Below are 17,164 nucleotides of genomic sequence, written 5' to 3'. Positions count from 1 at the left end.
GCCTCGGTGACGCGCTTCGGCATCGAGGAGGAGTTCCTGCTGGTCGACCGGAGCACGCTCGTGCCGCTGGCCATGGCCGACGGCACCCGGGAACGGCTCGCACCCGAGGGCGGCGGGCGGATCCTGCCCGAGTTCCTCACCTCGCAGTTCGAGTGCGTCACCGATCCCCTCTCGTCGATGACGGATGCTGCGGCGCAACTGCGGAACCTGCGCACTGCACTCGCGGCGCACGCCACCCCGCTGGACGCCGTGATCGCCGCATCCGGCACGCCGTTCAACACCACCGGGCACGCGACGATCTCGGCGTCGCCGCACTACGACCGCGTCTCGGCGCAGCTCGGCGCGATCGCGCGCGGCCACGAGGTGAACGGGCTGCACGTGCACGTCGAGGTCGCGGATGCCGAGGAGCGCGTGCGGGCGCTCAACCGGGTGCGCGGCTGGTTGCCGGTGCTGCTCGCCCTCACCGGCAACAGCCCCTTCGCCGAGGGGGCGGCGACCGGTTTCGCGAGCTGGCGCAGCATCCTGATCCGTCGCCTGCCCGCGACGTGGACGCCGCCCTGGTTCCACGACCTCACCGACTACGAGGGTCGGGTGGATCGACTGATCGCGCTCTCCGCGATCCCCGAACGGTCGTCGCTGTCGTGGGCGGCACGGCTCTCGGACCGCTTCCCCACGGTCGAGTCGCGCGTGTGCGACGCGCAACTCTCGATCGACGACACGCTCTTCGCGGCGGCCCTCACCCGCGCGATCGTGGTGGCCCACGACGGCCCGGCGTCGGCGGCCCCGGTCGATCAGATCGACGCCGGGCTCTGGGTGGCCGCGCGGCACGGCATGGCGGCGACGATCACCGATCCCACGACGGGCGAGACGACGGATGCCTGGGCCGCGACGCACCGCCTGCTCGACGTCGTACGGCACGCGCTCGAGCAGCTCGGCGACGCGGAGTTCGTCACCGCCCACATCGGCCGCCTCCGGAGGGAGGGAACGGGCGCCGAGCGCCAGCTCCGCGCCCACGCGCACGACGGCCTGCGCGGCCTCCGACGGCTGCACCTCGCGGGGAGCGACACCGAAGAGTTCGCCGGAGACTTCCCCGCGGAGCCCGCCACGGAGTCCGCCGCAGAATCCGCCGAAGACTCCGCCGAGGACTCCGCCGCAGGATCCACCGAAGAGGAGTGAGTTCCCGGCATCCGCCCTCCACGTCCGTGGCCGGGAGTAGCCTTCGCCTGTGGCATCCTTCTCCGGCGTCCAGCGCCTGGTCATCTCGATCGCGGTCCTCGCGTCTTTCGTGACGTTCCTCGACGGCACCGTCGTGAACGTCGCGCTGCCCGCGATCAGCCGCGAGCTGGGCGGCGGCATCACGACCCAGCAGTGGGTGGTCGATGCGTACCTCATCACGTTGAGCGCGCTGATCCTGCTGGCGGGGTCGGTCTCCGACGCCTACGGCCGCGTGCTGGTGATGCGCGTGGGGCTCATCGCCTTCGGAATCGCCTCGATCGCGGTCGCCGCGGCCCCTGACCCGCTGGTGCTCATCATCGCCCGCGCGGCGCAGGGCGCGGCGGGCGCGCTGCTGGTTCCGAGTTCGCTCGCCCTGATCACCGCGACCATGCGCTCCGATGTGCAGGCGCGCGCGATCGGGGTGTGGACGGCGTTCACGACGGCCGCTCAGCTGGTCGGCCCGCTCATGGGCGGACTCTTCGTCGACTACCTGTCGTGGCGCTTCGTGTTCCTCATCAACGTGCTGCCGATCGCCCTGAACCTGATCCTGCTGTCGCGGCTGAAGCTGGCCGAGAAGCCGAGCGGTCGCCGCGTCGACTGGGTCAGCGGGGCGCTGTGCGCGATCGGCCTCGGCGCCGTGGTGTTCGCGCTCATCGAGCAGCCCAACTACGGCTGGGGCTCCCCCGCCATCTGGATCCCGGGCATCGCGGGGGCCGCCCTGTTCGCGTGGTTCCTGCTGCGGCAGCGGGGCTCGGCCTCACCGCTCATGCCGCTGTGGCTCTTCCGCGTGCGCGACTTCGGCTGGGGCAACCTCGCCACCTTCTTCGTCTACGCCGCGCTCTCGCTCAACGGTTTCGTCGTGGGCGTCTACCTGCAGCAGGGCGCGGGGCTCAGCGCCACCGCCGCCGGTCTCGCGAGCCTGCCCATGACGATCCTGATGATCCTCATCAGCTCGCGGGCGGGCGCCTGGGCCGGGCGATTCGGTCCGCGCATCTTCATGACGGTCGGCCCCGCGATCATGGCCGTCGGCGCCCTCATGCTGCTGCTCGTCGCCGAGGACTTCGACTACTGGTGGCAGGTGCTGCCGGCCATGATCGTGACGGGTCTCGGCCTCGCACTCACGGTCGCCCCGCTGACCGCCGCGATCCTCGGCGCGATCGATCAGGAGCACTCCGGCATCGCCTCGGCCGTCAACAACGCCGTCTCGCGCGTCGCCGGCCTCCTCGTCGTCGCGATGCTGTCGACGATCGTCGGCGGCATGCTCGACCTCGACGGGTTCCACAGCGCGGCCTGGGTCACCGCCGCGCTGCTCGTGCTCGGCGCGATCGTGTCGTGGATCGGCATCCGCCGCAATCCCGCCGAGGTCGAAGACGCCGTGACCCCGACATCCGCCCCGTCCCCGGCAGCACCCGCGGCCTGAATAAGGCCCGGCCCGCCTGGACCACGCTCTGCTGCCTGAATCAGGCTTGCCCGCGTGCGCAGGATCTCGGAGATCTGCACCCTTTTCGCACGGACGCGACCGATTCCCTGCGGGATTCCGCGGATCTCCGAAACGACGCCATCGCCTCTTCCGGACGTCGGGATCGACAGGTCGGCCCGGAGAACCGGGGCGGCGACCCGTCGATCCCGCGAGCGGGGCGACGCTCAGGCGCGGCGACGGCGGCGCAGTGCAGCTGCGCCCGCCGTCGCGGCACCGGCGGCGAGCAACCCGCCGGCCAGGAAGAGGGCGGCGGCCGGCACGTCCCCGCCGGTCGTCGCCAGATCGTCCTGGGCGCCTGCATCGGATGCCCCGCCCGACCCCGTTCCGGAGCCGGAGCCGGAGCCCGAGCCGTTTCCGGGGGTGCCCGGAGCCACAGGATCCACGGGGTCCACGGGGTCCACCGGGTCCACCGGATCCACCGGATCGACCGGGTCCACGGCATCCGCGACCGCGACCGGCGCGCTCTCGACGGCCGCCGCGTCCAGTGCGGTCACCACCCAGCTCTCGCCCGCCGCGCGAGCCGCGGCATCCGCATCGCCAGCACCCGCACCACCGGCATCCGCATCGCCGGCACCCGTCGGCAGCGGATACGCGAACTCCGCCGCACCCCCGGCCCACACGGTGTCGACCAGCGTCCCCGGAGCGGCCACGATCTCCTCGGCCGTCCCCGTGCCGCGGTAGATCGCGTACTGCCGGGCCTCCGCCGCATCACCGGCCGCCCAGACGAGGGCGCCATCGTCGACCGCCACATCCGCGGGCGACGCGACCGCACCGTCGGACAGCCACGGCTTCGCCGGCACGATCGTCGGGTGCGCGAACGCCTCGCCCTTCAACAGCTCGATCGCGGTGTTCTTCGCCTGGTTCCGGGGCTGCTGGTCGGCGGGCAGCGCGGCGATGTCACTCGGCTTCATGTCGTTGTAGCTGAACAGCACGCTGCCGTCGATGCCCTCGAGCTTCTGGTTGAAGCGGATCTGGTTCGGAACCTCTTCGGGGTTCATCCACGCGGCCTCCCAGCCGCCGTTGTTGACGTGCTTGTAGAGCGCGTGCCCGACGTAGATCTGGGTGCGGCTCTCGGCGGCGGCATCGCTCCACCACTGCGCGAGCTCCCCGTAAGGGGCTGCCGCCTGGTCGAAGCTCCAGTAGATCTGCGGGGTGAGGTAGTCGATGAGCTCGTCCTGCACCCAGCCGCGGGTGTCGGCGAAGACGGCGTTGCTGTAGGTCTGCGACGACCCGACCGGGGTGTTCGACCCGGCGGGGTCGAGGGCCTTGTGCTCCCAGATGCCGAAGGGGCTGATGCCCAGCTGCACGGCGGTGCCGGCATCCGCGTTGTGCCCGTCGATCGCGCCCGCCACCTGCGTGACGAGACCGGTGATGTTGTCGCGACGCCAGGCCTCGATCCCGTCCTGCGTGTCGGGGTAGCCGGCCGTGAGCCCGAATTCCTCGAAGGTCGCGCGATCCTCGCCCTGGGCGCCGAAGAAGACGTTCACGCCGTCGACGGTGATCCGGTACGGGTAGAAGTAGTCATCGAAGTGGATCGCGTCGACGTCGTAGTTCTCGACGATCTCGGCGACGGATGCCGCGACGTACGCGGGCACCTCGGGCTGCCCCGGGTCGAGGAAGAGCTTCTCCTCGAACGACAGCACCCAGTCGGGATGCTGCACCGCGAAGTTGTCGTCGGCGAGGATGCCGGCGCCGTTGAGCGCGGCGATGTACTCCGGGATCGTGAGGGCCTTCACCTCGTCGGCGGTGAGGCCGAGGGCCGTGAGGATCGCGGGCGCGGTCATCTTGGTGTTGGTGACCCGGTAGGGGTTGAGCCACGCGTGGAACTCCATGCCGCGGGCGTGGGTCGCGTCGACCATCTTCTGCAACGGGTCGTAGCCGGGGTCGGTGCCCTGCGGGCCCCCGAGGAACTCCGACCACGGGTTGAGCTCCGAGGGGTAGTACGCGTCGAGCAGCGGACGCACCTGGAAGATCACGGCGTTCATGTTCCACGACGCGAAGTCGTCGAGCACGGTGGCGTACTTCGCGTCGAAGTCGGCGGCATCCGCGGGCTTGCCGAAGTTGAGGTTGCCGATCGTGCCCACCCAGGCGCTCGAGAAGCGCCGATTCTCGGGCTGGAGCGCGCTGGGGATGGCGACCTGTTCGCCGGAGCCCGGGAAGGTCTCGACCGGATCCGTGCCGTAGCCGTAGGCGCCCGAGGCGTCCTTCACGAACTTGTACAGAGGCTCCTCGTCGGGGGCGGCGGCGACGGCCGCGGCCGGGAGGGCGAGCATCAGCAGGGCGGCGGTCGCGGCCGCGGTGGATCTTCTCAACATCGAGTCCTCGTTCACTTCGGCGTTCACGGTGATAACCATTTCCACTCTCAGCATTGTTAGTGGAACTAACTAACAGCGTGCCACAGCATCCGCCCGATCACCACCCCCGCTCACGCAGAAAGGGCCCGCAGCCGATGGCCGCGAGCCCCTTCGAGACGAGCGATCAGCTGACGGGGCTGAGCGTCTTCGCGATGTGCGTGTGCACGGCGGTGAGCCACGAGAGGAGGAACTCGGTCGTCGACTCGTCGGTGACCTCGCCGTCGTCGGTGATGAGCCCCTCGCGCATGTGCACGTAGGCCTCCGGCTGCGCGAGTTCCGGCGACGCCAGGAAGGAGAGGATCGAGCGCAGGTGCTGCTGCGCGACGGCGGTACCGATCGCGCCGACCGAGGCGCCGATCACGGCGGACGGCTTGCCCGCGAAGCTGTTCTGGCCCCACGGGCGGCTCGCGGTGTCGAGCGCGTTCTTCAGCACGCCCGGCACCGAGCGGTTGTACTCGGGGGTGATGACGATGATCGCATCGGAGGCCTCGATCGCTTTCTTGAACGACGCGGCCTCGGCCGGGATCGCACCGTCGTTGTCGGCCGAATAGAAGGGCAGGTCGACGAGCGGGATCTCGGTGAGGTTCAGGCCCGCCTGCGGCGCGAGCTTCACGAGCGCCTTCGACAGGCGGCGGTTGATCGAGGTCGAGGAGATGCTGCCGACGAGGAAGCCGACGTCGTACGTGGTGGTCATGAGGGGTCCTTCCCAATTACATGCAATTGCATGAAGATGAAACCACGTCCGCGGCATCCGCATTCCCGAATCGTCCGAACAGAATCGCCCAGTAGATTTGCTCACATGCGCGCCCGCCCCACCTCCGCTCTCACGATCGCTGTGCTGACGGTCGCCGCGCTCGCGGGGTGCGCCACGACGGACGCCCCGGCATCCGGATCCTTCAGCGCGCCACCCGCCGGCGCCGCGCCCGACTACCAGCTGGGCGGCGCCTACGCACCGGCATCCGGGGTCGGGATCGTCGGGCGCGATCGCGCGGCCGAGCCCGCCGACGGCCTGTACTCGATCTGCTACGTCAACGGATTCCAGACGCAGCCCGGCGAACTCGACCTCTGGGACGACGACCTGCTGCTGCAGCGTGACGGCGCGCCGGTCTTCGACCCGGACTGGCCCGACGAGGCTCTCGTCGACACCTCGACGCCCGCGCAGCGCGAGCGCATCGCCGCCCTGGTCATCCCGTGGATCGAGGGATGCGCGGATGCCGGGTTCGACGCGGTCGAATTCGACAACCTCGACTCGTACACCCGTTCCGACGGTGCCCTCACCCTCGAGGGGAACCTCGCCCTCGCGACACTGCTCGTCGACGCCGCGCACGGTGCCGGTCTCGCCGCCGGCCAGAAAAACGCCGCCGAGGATGCCGCGGTGCTGCACGACGAGGCGGGATTCGACTTCGCCGTGACCGAGGAGTGCGCCGCCTACGAGGAGTGCTCGGCGTACACCGATGTCTACGGCGAGGCCGTGATCGACATCGAGTACAGCGACGAGCTGCCCCGCACCTTCGCCGAGATGTGCGCCGACGACGAGTCGCCCGCCTCGATGGTGCTGCGCGACCGGAACCTCGTGACCCCCGACGACGAGGCGTACGTGTTCGAGACCTGCGCCGGCTGATCTCTTCGGTGCGGGCTGATCTCTTCGACGCCGGCTGATCTCTTCGGTGCGGGCCGCGCCGATACGGTGGGGGCATGCCCACGGATGCACGCGTGATCGCGATCCTCGAAGAACTGCCCGACCTCGCAGATGCCGGCGAACAAGACGGACGCCGGTGGTTCGCCCGCTGGAACGAGGGGGCGGTTCGGCTGCTCGACGATCAGCTGAGCGAGGTGAACGGCCGGGCTCTCGCGCTCACCGACGAGGTGCGTGTGCGCGCGGCATCCGCCCTCGATCGCCTGGTGCTCACCGCCGGCGGCGACACCGTCCTCGTCGGCGACGACACCGTCACGGTCGCGGGCCTCTCGATCGACGCCGCCGCGTTCGTCGGCGATCTCGTCGTCGCCACCGCGCCGCGTGACGACGGCAGGCATCGGGTGCTGCTGCTCGACCACGCGACGGGGGCGCTGCTCGATGAGCAGGCCGTCGACGCCGACGATGCGATGGCCGTCGTGCACCGGCATCCGATCGATCCGGTCGCCGTGATCGAGCTCGCGATGGGGCAGGACGGATGCCTCGCCCTCCGCGTCGATGTCGATGTCGATGCCTCCCGCCCGGCGGGGGCGCAGCTGCGGCTGACCGAGATCCTCTCAGGACACGACCCGGTGATCGCCGGGTTCCGCCCCGCCGGGGACCGGCTGCTGATGGCTCCGTACCCGAGCGATCCCGAGACCGCCCGGGTGTTCGCGTGGCCGTCACTCGACGAGGTCGGCCAGGTGTCGGCCGCCGACATCGATGCGGAGTACGGTTTCGGACTCGCCGCCTGCTGGGTCGACGACGACCGGGCGGCGCTCGTCGCACCGGAGGACGCGCTCGTGCTCACCGGTCCGGCGCTCGACTCCGCCGTGCGGGTCGACCTGTCGCAGATGCTCGGCGACGACGCGGAGATCGAATCGCTCACCCCTCTCGCCCCCGGCCGCATCGCCGCGGGTGTCTGGACCCCGGACGGGCGATCGACACGGGTGATCGAGTTCGCGGCACCGCGCGACTGAGGCGAGCGACACCCTTTCGTCCGCCTGTCAACGGGCGGGTGCCGATCGAGACGATGCGCGAGGCTGGGCATCCGCCCGGATCGACCGGCGGCCCGTCGACGAGAGGACACCCCATGAGCGACCCGAAAGCGTACCCCGACGACAGCGGCCCCTACGACGCCGCCGCGGATGCCGCCGCCGAACCCGCCGACGACGGCAAGGTCTTCACGGCCGACGAGGGCTCCGATCACGGCGCCCCGCACGACGGGGAGCAGGATCCGCTCGATCAGAGCGACAGCCTCGAGCGCTGAGACGCGCATCTCGTCGAGACCCGCGCCGCGCTGAACGCCGCGCCGCGCTGAGTCCCGCGCCTCGTCGAAACCCACCGAGCGCGACGAGACCCACCGAGCACGTCGGTGGGTCTCGATGCGTCCGAGCGGCACCGCGAGGGTGCCGAGGGTCAGATACGGTCGTCCTCGACGACCGTCGTCGTGCCGCGGGTGCGACCGCGTCGGGAGACCATGACGATGATTCCGATGATGGCCGTGATCGCTCCGGCGGCCATGAGGATGTAGCCGACGAGGTCGAGGTTCACCCAGTCCAGCTGCACGTTCAGTGCGAACGCGAGGATCGCGCCGATCACGAAGAGGACGATTCCGGTTCCGATGCTCATGAGAGTGCTCCTTCCGGCATCCGACGATGCCGTCGCGCCTCATGCTCCCGGAATACCCCGGGCTCCGGAAAGGGCTTGACTTCGGCGCAGGCGTCGGGGCGGCCCGCGACGACGGCGCCCGATCCACGGAGACCGCGGCTCACCCGTCTTCGCGTCCGAGCATCCGGAAGTGCCGTTCCAGCATGGCCCGCGCGCGAGCACCCGCATCGGAGTCCGTGCTCCACAGCAGACGCAGCGCGAGCCCGTCGAGCAGCGCGTGGAGACGGTCGCCCTCGAAGGCGGCGTCGACCGACGCGGGCACCTCGCCCGCGCGCACGAGTTCTGCGATGGCGGCGTCGCACACCCGCCGCACCCCGCCGCTGAGCTCGCGCACCGAGGGAGCCAGCGAGCCGTCGGTCAGCGCCAGGCTGCCCAGCTGGAGCTGGACCATCAGCTCGGTGCGCCGCACCTCGTCGAGAGGGAGGAGTTCCTCGAGCATCGCGATCACGAGGCGCCCACCGTCGCCGTCGAGGCGCCGCAGGCGATCGGCGACAGCGGAGCGGATCCCGTCCAGGCAGAACGACCGCAGGGCCGCCTGCGTCGGGAAGGCGCGGCGGAGGGATGCCGTCGCGAGCCCCGCCTCCTCGGCGACCTTCCGCACCGAGAGCGCGACGAGGCCGTCCCGCGCGAGGACGCGCATCGCCGCCTCGCCGATCTCACGGTCGCGCTGCGCGTGGTCGATCAGCTTGGGCATGTCCTCACCGTACCGGGGCGGCCTCCGCGGGCGCCTTCTTCGGCCAGAGCGTGTAGCTGACGGCCCAGATCACGTCGACCGCCAGGACGATCCCGAGGATCCGGAAGAACCCGAGCAACTCGGCCGTGCGGTCGGGAGCCGCCACGATGGCGATGAGTCCCCCGAGGATCGCGGCCGCGATGGCGACCGCGAGCACGGTGCGCGCCACGTCCTTCCAGCAAGCCACCGTGTACGCCGCCCCCGTGAGCGGAGCACGGCGCGGCGCCCCGCGGAACCGCGTCGCGAACTTCGCGTCCAGCCACGCGATCATCCGATGCCCGTAGGCGATCGAGATGCCGATGTAGAGGGCGGCGAGACCGTGGTGCCAGGATGCCGTCGCCCCGCCGAGGAGGTCGACCGTGACGAGCGTCAGGAGTACGAGATCGATGAGCGGTGCGGCGACGAGGAATCCGACGCCGAGCCTCGGCCGGCGGAGCGGGTACCGCGCGACGAGGCCGGCGACGATCGCGACCCAGAAAGCGATCTCGCAGGCGATGATGGCGACGAGGATCATCGGCGCGGACCCGGGGTGCGTGTACTCATGGCGTTAAGTTAGCACAGTCGTACTAAAACGTCGGCAGGCAGGTGCCGGCACCGCATCGACGCCTGACGCCTAGGCTCGGCGGGGCGCGGCGGTGGAGGCCCGCACGATGAGCTGCGAGCTGAGCGTCGCGGCCTCTCCGACCACGGCGCCGGCGATCGCCTGCAGCAGCAGGTCGACACCGAGAGCGCCGCTGCGCTCGATCGGCATCTGCACGGTGGTGAGGCCCGGGGTCACGGCGCCGGCGAGATCGATGTCGTCGATGCCGACCAGGCTCACGTCGTCGGGGCAGGTGAGCCCGAGGTCGAGGAGCCCCGCCTCGAGGCCGATCGCGACGAGGTCGTTGTAGGCGACGACGGCGGTCGCTCCGCTGGCCGCGGCGAGCGCGGCGGCGGCTCGGCCTCCCTGGATCGACGCCTCGTGGTGGCTGAGCCGGGTGAGACGGATGCCGTGGCGATCGCACGCGCGCTCGATGGTGTCGTATCGACGGGCGTCCGCCCACGAACCGCGGGGACCGGAGGCGTAGGCGATGTGCTCGTGCCCGAGCGCGAAGAGGTGCTCGATCGCCTGCGCGGGGCCGTGCTCGGCGTCCATGAGCACGCTGGGGATGCCGTCGATCTGTCGGTTGACGACGACCGAGGGCGTGCCGCCGATGAGGGCTGTGACGTCGGCATCGGGCAGGCGCGGAGAGCAGAGCAGGATGCCGTCGAGCTTGCGGGCCTGCTCGATCTGCTCGCGCTCGCGACGCAGGTCCTCGTCGGCGTCGAACAGCACGATGCGATGGCGCCCGTGCCACGCCTGGCCCTGGATGGCCTTCAGGAGCTTGCCGTAGACGGGGTTGGCGACGTCGGGCACGATCACGCCGAAGGTGCGGGTGGCGGTGCCCGCCTGGGGGTTCGCGTAGCCCAGGTCGGCGGCGGCTTCGAGCACGCGCTCGCGGGTGGTGGGGGCGAGGCGGTCGGGTTCTCCGAAGGCGCGCGATGCCGTGGCGATCGATACGCCTGCGCGCTTCGCCACGTCCGTCAATGTCGCTGCCACGTCCACCCCTCCGGTTGCCGTAATCCTATGGCACGTTCCCCACCATGAAACGGGCTTGACAAGTTTGTACAACTCATACACACTGCTTTACATGACGATCAACGCCGATCTCCGGATCCTGAGCCGCGCCACCCCCGCGGCCACCGCTCCGCTGGTCACCCCCACCGGCACCGGCATCCTGCACCTGGGTCTCGGCAGCTTCCACCGGGCGCACCAGGCGATGTACACCGCCGCCGCCATCGCCCAGGACGGCGGGGACTGGGGCATCATCGGTGCCGCCTCCCGCTCGCGCACCGTCGTCGACGCGATGCACGCGCAGGACTTCCTCTACTCGGTCGCCACCATCTCCCCCGCCGGCACCAGCCTCGCGATCCCCGGCGTGCACACCGACGCCTTCGTCGCCGGCGACGAGCCCGAGCGCGTGGTCGCCCACATCGCCGACGCCGGCATCCGCATCGTCACGCTCACCGTCACCGAGAACGGCTACAGCTACTCCCCCGCCACCGAGCACCTCGACCTCGACGACGAGACCGTGCGCGCCGACCTGCAGGGCGGCGCGCCGCGGTCGACGATCGGCCAGCTCGCCCGCGGACTCCAGGCCCGCGCCCGCGCCGGCGGCGAACCGATCTCGATCCTCAGCTGCGACAACCTCGCCGCGAACGGCAAGCACACCGAGAAGCTCGTGCGCGAGTTCCTGCAGGCTCTGCCCGGCGGCGAAGCATCCGACGCCCTCGGCTACCTCGACCGCGCCGTCACCTTCCCCTCGAGCATGGTCGACCGCATCGTGCCGTCGACGACCGCACGACTGCGCGACGAGGTCACCGGCCTCCTCGGCGCGGTCGACGCCATCCCGGTGCCGGGCGAGCCGTTCACGATGTGGGCCATCGAAGACGCATTCGCCGGCGGACGGCCGGCCTGGGAGGCCGGCGGCGCCGTCTTCACCTCGGAGGTCGCCCGCTACGAGCAGATGAAGGTGCGCCTCCTCAACGGCACGCACTCGCTCATCGCCTACCTCGGCGCGCTGCGCGGGGTCGGCACGATCCCCGAGGCGATCGGCATCGACCGGATCGCGGATGCCGCGCGCGGCGTCATGCGCAACGAATACGAGCCGTCGGTCGACGTGCCCACCGGTGTCGACATCCGCGCCTACGAGGCCGAGCTGTTCGAGCGCTGGGGCAACAGCGCCCTCGGGCACCAGACCCGCCAGGTGGGATCGGACGGCTCGGTGAAGCTGCGCCAGCGCATCCCGGAGCCCGCGCTCCTCGCGCTCGGACAGGGGCGGATGCCGCACCTCATCGCCCTCACGGTCGCCGGCTACCTGTCGTGCCACGCCCCGCTCGGCGGTTTCGACCCCGGCGTGCACGCGGCCGCGATGACCGACCCCGCCCGCGAGCGCCTCGCCGTGCTGGCGTCGGGCGCACGCGACGGCGTCGACCTCGCGCGCCGCGTGATCATCGACCACCGTCTGTTCGGCAGCGAGCTCGCCCACCAGGACGCCTTCGCCGCACGCGTCGGCGAACTGGTCGACACGATCCGTCGCAGCGGCGTCGACGCTGCGATCGCCGACGCCCTCTCCGCCACGGAAGAGGGCATGCTCGAGAACGACCCGACCGATCCGAACGCCACGAACGCCACGAAGGAGGCCCGCCGATGAAGTCGCTCGTCATCCACGGCAAGGAAGACATCCGCTGGGACGACCGGGAGATCCCGGAGCCCGGTGCGGGCGAGGTGCGACTGCGCGTCGGCTTCGTGGGCATCTGCGGATCCGACCTGCACTACTACTTCCACGGCGCCAACGGCGAGTACACGATCCGCGAGCCCCTGGTGCCCGGACACGAGCTCTCCGGCGTCGTCGACCTCGACCCCTCCGGCCGCCTCGCCCCGGGCACTCCGGTGACGGTGCACCCGGCCCGCTACGGAGCATCCGTCCCCGGCCTCGAGGACCGCCCGCACCTGCGCCCCGGCGGCGACTACCTCGGCAGCGCCGCGGCGAACCCGCACCGTCAGGGCGGGGCGTCCGAGTACCTGATCGTCGAGGAGCACATGATCCGCGTGCTGCCCGACGGCCTGCCGCTCGAGCGCGCCGCACTCGCCGAGCCCCTCGCCGTCGCGCTGCACGCCGTGGGTCTCGCAGGTGATGTCAGCGGCAAGCGCGTGCTCGTGATCGGCGCCGGGCCCATCGGGCTGCTGGTGGTCGCCGCGGCCGTGCACGCCGGTGCCGGCGTCGTCGGCGCGAGCGACGTGCGCACCGAGCCCCTCGACCGCGCGCAGGCGCTCGGCGCGACCGAGGTCGCCCTCGTCGGCCGCGACACGATCGAGAACGAGTCGTACGACATCGTCTTCGAGTGCTCGGGCGTGGGCGTCGCCCTCACCCAGGCCGTGCGCGCCACCCGTCGCACCGGCACGATCGTGCAGGTCGGCATGCTCCCGAACTCCGACATCGGCGTGAACCTCGCGCCGTTGCTCGCCAAGGAGCTCACGATCCGCGGCGCGTTCCGCTTCTCGACCGAGATCGACGACGCCGTGCGCATGCTCGCGGAGTCGGATGCTCTCGACCCCGTGATCTCGCACGTGCTCCCGGCATCCGATGCCGTGAACGCGTTCACGATCGCGCGCGACCCCTCCGCCTCCGCGAAGGTGCTGCTCGCCCTCTAGCGCTCTCTCCCGTTACCCGCGGCCCCGCCGCATCCGACACCCCCCTTTCTGGTCCGAAGGAGTACCTCCCATGTCAGACGCCACCACGACGGCCCCGGCCGCCGATCCCACCGCGAAGAGGTCGGTGCGTGACCTCGTCCGCGCCGCCATCTCGGGGTGGCTCGGCACCGCGCTCGAGTTCATGGACTACCAGCTGTACTCGCTGGCAGCCGCGCTCGTCTTCGCCGATCTGTTCTTCTCGTCCGAGAACCCCGCAGTCGCGGTCGTCGCCGCGATGGCCACCTACGGCGTCGGCTACGTCGCCCGCCCCGTCGGCGCGTTCTTCTTCGCCCGCCTCGGCGACAAGACCGGCCGCACCAAGGTGCTCTTCTACACGATCCTGCTCATGGGTCTCGCGACGACGCTCATCGGTTTCCTGCCGACGTACTCGCAGGTGGGCGTGCTCGCGCCGATCCTGCTCGTGCTCCTGCGCATCGCCCAGGGCTTCGGTGCGGGAGCCGAGATCTCCGGCGCCGGCGTCATGCTCGCCGAGTACGCCCCGGCCAAGCGCCGCGGCATCATCGCCTCGCTCGTCGCCCTCGGCACGAACTGCGGCACGCTGCTCGCGTCGGGCATCTGGGCGATCCTGCTCGTCGCCTACAGCGAGGACGAGGTCATCGACTGGGCCTGGCGCATCCCCTTCATCGCCAGCGCCGTCATCATGCTGTTCGCCATCTGGGTGCGCTTCAATCTCAAGGAGACCCCGGTCTTCGAGGAGCGCGACGACGTCGTCGACGGCAAGGCCCTGTCCCGCGAGGAGACGATCCAGCTCGCCACCGAGACCGGAGACATCCGCACGCTCGAGGCGATGCAGCGCAAGCCGTGGAAGGCCTTCTCGATCGCCCTGCTGCTGCGCTTCGGTCAGGCCGGCAACTCCGGCATGATCCAGACGTACCTCATCAGCTACATCACGGTCGTGCTGCTGCTCGACCGCTCGATCGGCGTCAACGCCGTGATCGTCTCGTCGCTCGTCGCCTTCATCACGGTGCCGCTGTCGGGCTGGCTCGGTGACCGCTTCGGCCGCAAGCGCATGTACATGGTGTGGGCGATCATCGCCCTGATCGTCATCGTTCCGACGATGCTCATGATCAGCAGCAAGGACACCACGCAGGTCTTCATCGGCTACGTGGTGCTGCACAACCTCGCGGTGATGAGCTTCGCCTCGCTCGAGAACCTCACGCTCCCCGAGCTGTTCGGAGCCCGCAACCGCTACACCTACACCGCGATGGCCCGTGAGATCGCGGCGATCATCGCGACCGGCGCCGGCCCCGTCATCGCCGCCGCGTGGGTCTCGGCCGTCACCGGTTCGTTCATCCCGATCATCATCATGCTCGTGTTCTTCACGCTCTGCGCGCTCGTCGCGTCGATCTGGATGCCCGAGGTCGCCGGTCGCGATCTGACCGATCCGCGCGACGCGATCTGATCGCACCACGCACCACGACCCGGGGTGCGGCCGAGACCTTCGGCCGCACCCCGCACCACACCCATCACGCCCCCGCACGACACCCCGCTTCACCAGGAGAACCGAGAACGCCATGACCATCGAGCTCGTCGACGTCAACATCACCAGCCCCGGACGCAACTTCGTCACGCTCAAGATCACGACCTCCGACGGCATCACCGGCCTCGGTGACGCGACCCTCAACGGACGTGAGCTCGCGGTCGCCTCGTACCTCGCCGACCACGTCGCCTCGATGCTCGTCGGCCGCGACGAGGATCGCATCGAGGACACCTGGCAGTACCTCTACCGCGGCCCGTACTGGCGCCGCGGCCCGGTCACGATGGCGGCGATCGCCGCGGTCGACATGGCCCTGTGGGACATCAAGGCCAAGAAGGCCGGCATGCCCCTGTACCAGCTGCTCGGCGGAGCCAGCCGCGAGGGCGTGCGCGTCTACGCCCACGCCTCCGGCACCGACTACGCCGCCCTCAAGAACGCGATCACCGGCTACGAGGAGCTCGGCTACACAGCCGTGCGCGTGCAGACCGGTGTGCCCGGTCTCGGCCAGATCTATGGCGTCTCGTCGTCGGGCCCGGGCGTGCGCTACGACTACGAGCCCGCCAAGCGCTCGGGCGACCGTCCCAGCGAGGAGCGGTGGGACACCCGCAACTACCTGAACCACATGCCCGGCGTCTTCGCCAGCATCCGCGAGGACTTTGGCTCCGACCTGCGCATCCTGCACGACGGGCACCACCGCATGACCCCGATCGAGGCGGCGCGCTTCGCGAAGGACATCGAGCCCTACGACCTGTTCTGGCTCGAGGACTGCACCCCCGGCGAGGACCAGACGGCGCTGCGCCTGGTGCGCCAGCACTCCACGACGCCGCTCGCGATCGGCGAGGTCTTCAACTCGGTCTACGACTACCAGACGCTCATCACCGAGCGTCTGATCGACTACGTGCGCTCGGCTGTCACCCACACCGGCGGCATCACCGCCATGAAGAAGCTCCTCGACTTCGCCGCGATCTACGGCATCAAGTCCGGCATCCACGGCCCGACCGACATCTCGCCGGTCGGCATGGCCGCAGCGCTGCACCTCGACCTGGCGATCCACAACTTCGGGATCCAGGAGTACATGCCGCACAACGCCCAGACGCTCGAGGTCTTCCAGACCTCGTTCACCTTCGACAAGGGCTTCCTGCACCCGGGCGACAACCCCGGCCTGGGCGTCGAGCTCGACGAGGATGCCGCGGCGGGCCACGAGTACACCAAGGCGTACCTGCCGGTGAACCGTCTGCTCGACGGCACCGTCCACGACTGGTGACGCGTTCATGACGGGTGACGATCGCGGGATGATCACGCCCGGCGGGGTGATCACTCTCGGCGAGAGCATGGCGCTGATGCGCACCACCGAGATCGGCTCCCTCCGGCACGCGAGCGCGATGGCGCTCGGTGTGGGAGGGGCCGAGAGCAACGTGGCCATCGGGATGCGCCGACTCGGGGCATCCGTCTCGTGGCTCGGCCGGGTCGGCGACGACTCGCTCGGCGAACGGGTGCTGCGCGAGATCCGCGCCGAGGGCGTCGACGTGCACGGCATCGTCGATGCGGATGCCCCGACCGGGCTCATGGTGAAGGAACGGCCGTCCGCGGCATCCACCGCCGTGCACTACTACCGCGCGGGCTCGGCCGGATCTCGGCTGCGGCCCGACGACCTCCCCGCGGAGTGGATCGAGCGCGCGGCGATCCTGCACGTCACCGGCATCACGCCGCTGCTGTCGACCTCGGCGCGCGAGGCGCTGCTGGTCGCGGTCGATCGCGCGACGGCCGCCGGGGTGACGGTGAGCGTCGACATCAACTACCGCTCGGCGCTGGCCCCGGTCGCCGTCGCCGGGCCCATCCTGCGGGAGCTCGCGGAGCGCGCCGATCTCGTGTTCGGCGGTGCCGAGGAGTTCGCGGTGCTGTACCCCGGGGCATCCGCGACCGAGGCGGCGGCGCTGCTGCACGCCGCGGGCGTCGGTCAGGTCGTGGTGAAGCAGGGTCCGGACGGGGCTACCGTCTTCACGGTCGACGGCGTCACCCCCGCTCCCGGCTTCGCGATCGACGTGGTCGACACGGTCGGCGCGGGTGACGCGTTCGTGGCGGGCTACCTCAGCGCGCGACTCGAGGGGCAGGGCATCGCCGACAGCCTCCGGCGCGCCAACGCCTGCGGTGCGATCGCCTGCCTCGTGCCGGGCGACTGGGAGGCCGCTCCCACGATGCGCGACCTCGCGCGATTCCTCGACGGCGGGGGCGACCCGGTACGTCGCTGAGCGGCCTCCGCCCGCGAGC

The 17,164-nt window shown here is 70.7% G+C and carries 16 protein-coding genes; 10 read left to right on the top strand and 6 right to left on the bottom strand.

Features of this window, described 5'->3' with window-relative positions:
• Nucleotides 1–6: 6 nt before the first annotated feature.
• Together ACI2JZ_RS10100 and ACI2JZ_RS10095 are read left to right on the top strand one after the other, a co-directional pair.
• Nucleotides 7–1,176, top strand: a complete 1,170-nt coding sequence (locus ACI2JZ_RS10100) for a YbdK family carboxylate-amine ligase (protein ID WP_404597407.1) — start codon at nucleotides 7–9, stop codon at nucleotides 1,174–1,176.
• A 49-nt stretch (nucleotides 1,177–1,225) separates the two neighbouring features.
• Entirely contained in the window at nucleotides 1,226–2,635 is a 1,410-nt protein-coding gene (locus ACI2JZ_RS10095) for an MFS transporter (protein WP_404597406.1), read from the top strand.
• 224 nt (nucleotides 2,636–2,859) lie between these two features.
• Here the strand turns inward: ACI2JZ_RS10095 and ACI2JZ_RS10090 are convergent, their stop codons facing one another.
• Both ACI2JZ_RS10090 and ACI2JZ_RS10085 read right to left on the bottom strand, forming a co-directional pair.
• Nucleotides 2,860–5,049 carry a glycoside hydrolase family 10 protein gene (locus ACI2JZ_RS10090; protein ID WP_404597405.1) on the bottom strand — a complete coding sequence of 730 codons (2,190 nt, stop codon included), beginning with the start codon at nucleotides 5,047–5,049 and terminating at the stop codon, nucleotides 2,860–2,862.
• A 124-nt stretch (nucleotides 5,050–5,173) separates the two neighbouring features.
• Nucleotides 5,174–5,743, bottom strand: a complete 570-nt coding sequence (locus tag ACI2JZ_RS10085) for an NADPH-dependent FMN reductase (RefSeq protein WP_247624645.1) — start codon at nucleotides 5,741–5,743, stop codon at nucleotides 5,174–5,176.
• A gap of 105 nt (nucleotides 5,744–5,848) precedes the next feature.
• Between ACI2JZ_RS10085 and ACI2JZ_RS10080 the strand changes: the two genes are divergently transcribed.
• The 3 genes from ACI2JZ_RS10080 (at nucleotide 5,849) to ACI2JZ_RS10070 (ending at nucleotide 7,991) form a co-directional block, all read left to right on the top strand.
• On the top strand, nucleotides 5,849–6,670 hold the full coding sequence (locus ACI2JZ_RS10080; protein ID WP_404597404.1) for an endo alpha-1,4 polygalactosaminidase: 822 nt from the start codon (nucleotides 5,849–5,851) through the stop codon (nucleotides 6,668–6,670).
• Nucleotides 6,671–6,744: 74 nt separating this feature from the next.
• On the top strand, nucleotides 6,745–7,701 hold the full coding sequence (locus ACI2JZ_RS10075) for a hypothetical protein (RefSeq protein ID WP_404597403.1): 957 nt from the start codon (nucleotides 6,745–6,747) through the stop codon (nucleotides 7,699–7,701).
• Nucleotides 7,702–7,814: 113 nt separating this feature from the next.
• Nucleotides 7,815–7,991: a hypothetical protein gene (locus ACI2JZ_RS10070; RefSeq protein WP_247956826.1), complete on the top strand. Its 177-nt coding sequence runs from the start codon at nucleotides 7,815–7,817 to the stop codon at nucleotides 7,989–7,991.
• A gap of 149 nt (nucleotides 7,992–8,140) precedes the next feature.
• On the opposite strand, the gene ACI2JZ_RS10065 is transcribed toward ACI2JZ_RS10070, so the two are convergent.
• The 4 genes from ACI2JZ_RS10065 to ACI2JZ_RS10050 form a co-directional block, all read right to left on the bottom strand.
• Entirely contained in the window at nucleotides 8,141–8,353 is a 213-nt protein-coding gene (locus tag ACI2JZ_RS10065) for a DUF6458 family protein (RefSeq protein WP_247624641.1), read from the bottom strand.
• A gap of 139 nt (nucleotides 8,354–8,492) precedes the next feature.
• A complete protein-coding gene (locus ACI2JZ_RS10060; RefSeq protein ID WP_404597402.1) occupies nucleotides 8,493–9,086 on the bottom strand; it encodes a TetR/AcrR family transcriptional regulator in 594 nt (197 codons plus the stop codon).
• A 4-nt stretch (nucleotides 9,087–9,090) separates the two neighbouring features.
• Nucleotides 9,091–9,639, bottom strand: coding sequence for a hypothetical protein (locus tag ACI2JZ_RS10055; protein ID WP_404597401.1), 549 nt, complete (start codon nucleotides 9,637–9,639; stop codon nucleotides 9,091–9,093).
• Nucleotides 9,640–9,738: 99 nt separating this feature from the next.
• Nucleotides 9,739–10,683 carry a LacI family DNA-binding transcriptional regulator gene (locus tag ACI2JZ_RS10050; RefSeq protein WP_247633932.1) on the bottom strand — a complete coding sequence of 315 codons (945 nt, stop codon included), beginning with the start codon at nucleotides 10,681–10,683 and terminating at the stop codon, nucleotides 9,739–9,741.
• Between the two features lie 112 nt (nucleotides 10,684–10,795).
• On the opposite strand from ACI2JZ_RS10050, the gene ACI2JZ_RS10045 reads away from it, so the two are divergent.
• From ACI2JZ_RS10045 to ACI2JZ_RS10025, 5 genes are all read left to right on the top strand, one after another.
• A complete protein-coding gene (locus ACI2JZ_RS10045; protein WP_404597400.1) occupies nucleotides 10,796–12,358 on the top strand; it encodes a mannitol dehydrogenase family protein in 1,563 nt (520 codons plus the stop codon).
• A complete protein-coding gene (locus ACI2JZ_RS10040; protein ID WP_404597399.1) occupies nucleotides 12,355–13,359 on the top strand; it encodes an L-idonate 5-dehydrogenase in 1,005 nt (334 codons plus the stop codon). Before ACI2JZ_RS10045 ends, ACI2JZ_RS10040 begins: the two co-directional genes overlap by 4 nt.
• Nucleotides 13,360–13,429: 70 nt before the next feature.
• Nucleotides 13,430–14,821 (top strand): MFS transporter, encoded by a 1,392-nt coding sequence (locus tag ACI2JZ_RS10035; RefSeq protein WP_247624635.1) that lies wholly within the window; start codon nucleotides 13,430–13,432, stop codon nucleotides 14,819–14,821.
• 112 nt (nucleotides 14,822–14,933) lie between these two features.
• Nucleotides 14,934–16,160 (top strand): D-mannonate dehydratase ManD, encoded by a 1,227-nt coding sequence (manD, locus tag ACI2JZ_RS10030; RefSeq protein ID WP_247624634.1) that lies wholly within the window; start codon nucleotides 14,934–14,936, stop codon nucleotides 16,158–16,160.
• Between the two features lie 28 nt (nucleotides 16,161–16,188).
• Nucleotides 16,189–17,145 carry a sugar kinase gene (locus ACI2JZ_RS10025; RefSeq protein WP_404597398.1) on the top strand — a complete coding sequence of 319 codons (957 nt, stop codon included), beginning with the start codon at nucleotides 16,189–16,191 and terminating at the stop codon, nucleotides 17,143–17,145.
• The last annotated feature ends 19 nt before the right edge of the window (nucleotides 17,146–17,164 follow it).

It is taken from the genome of Microbacterium sp. NPDC087868 (assembly GCF_044900755.1).
GTDB lineage: Bacteria > Actinomycetota > Actinomycetes > Actinomycetales > Microbacteriaceae > Microbacterium > Microbacterium galbinum.
Note: the sequence above shows the minus strand (reverse complement) of the source record. Positions and strands in the feature narration are given on the sequence as shown.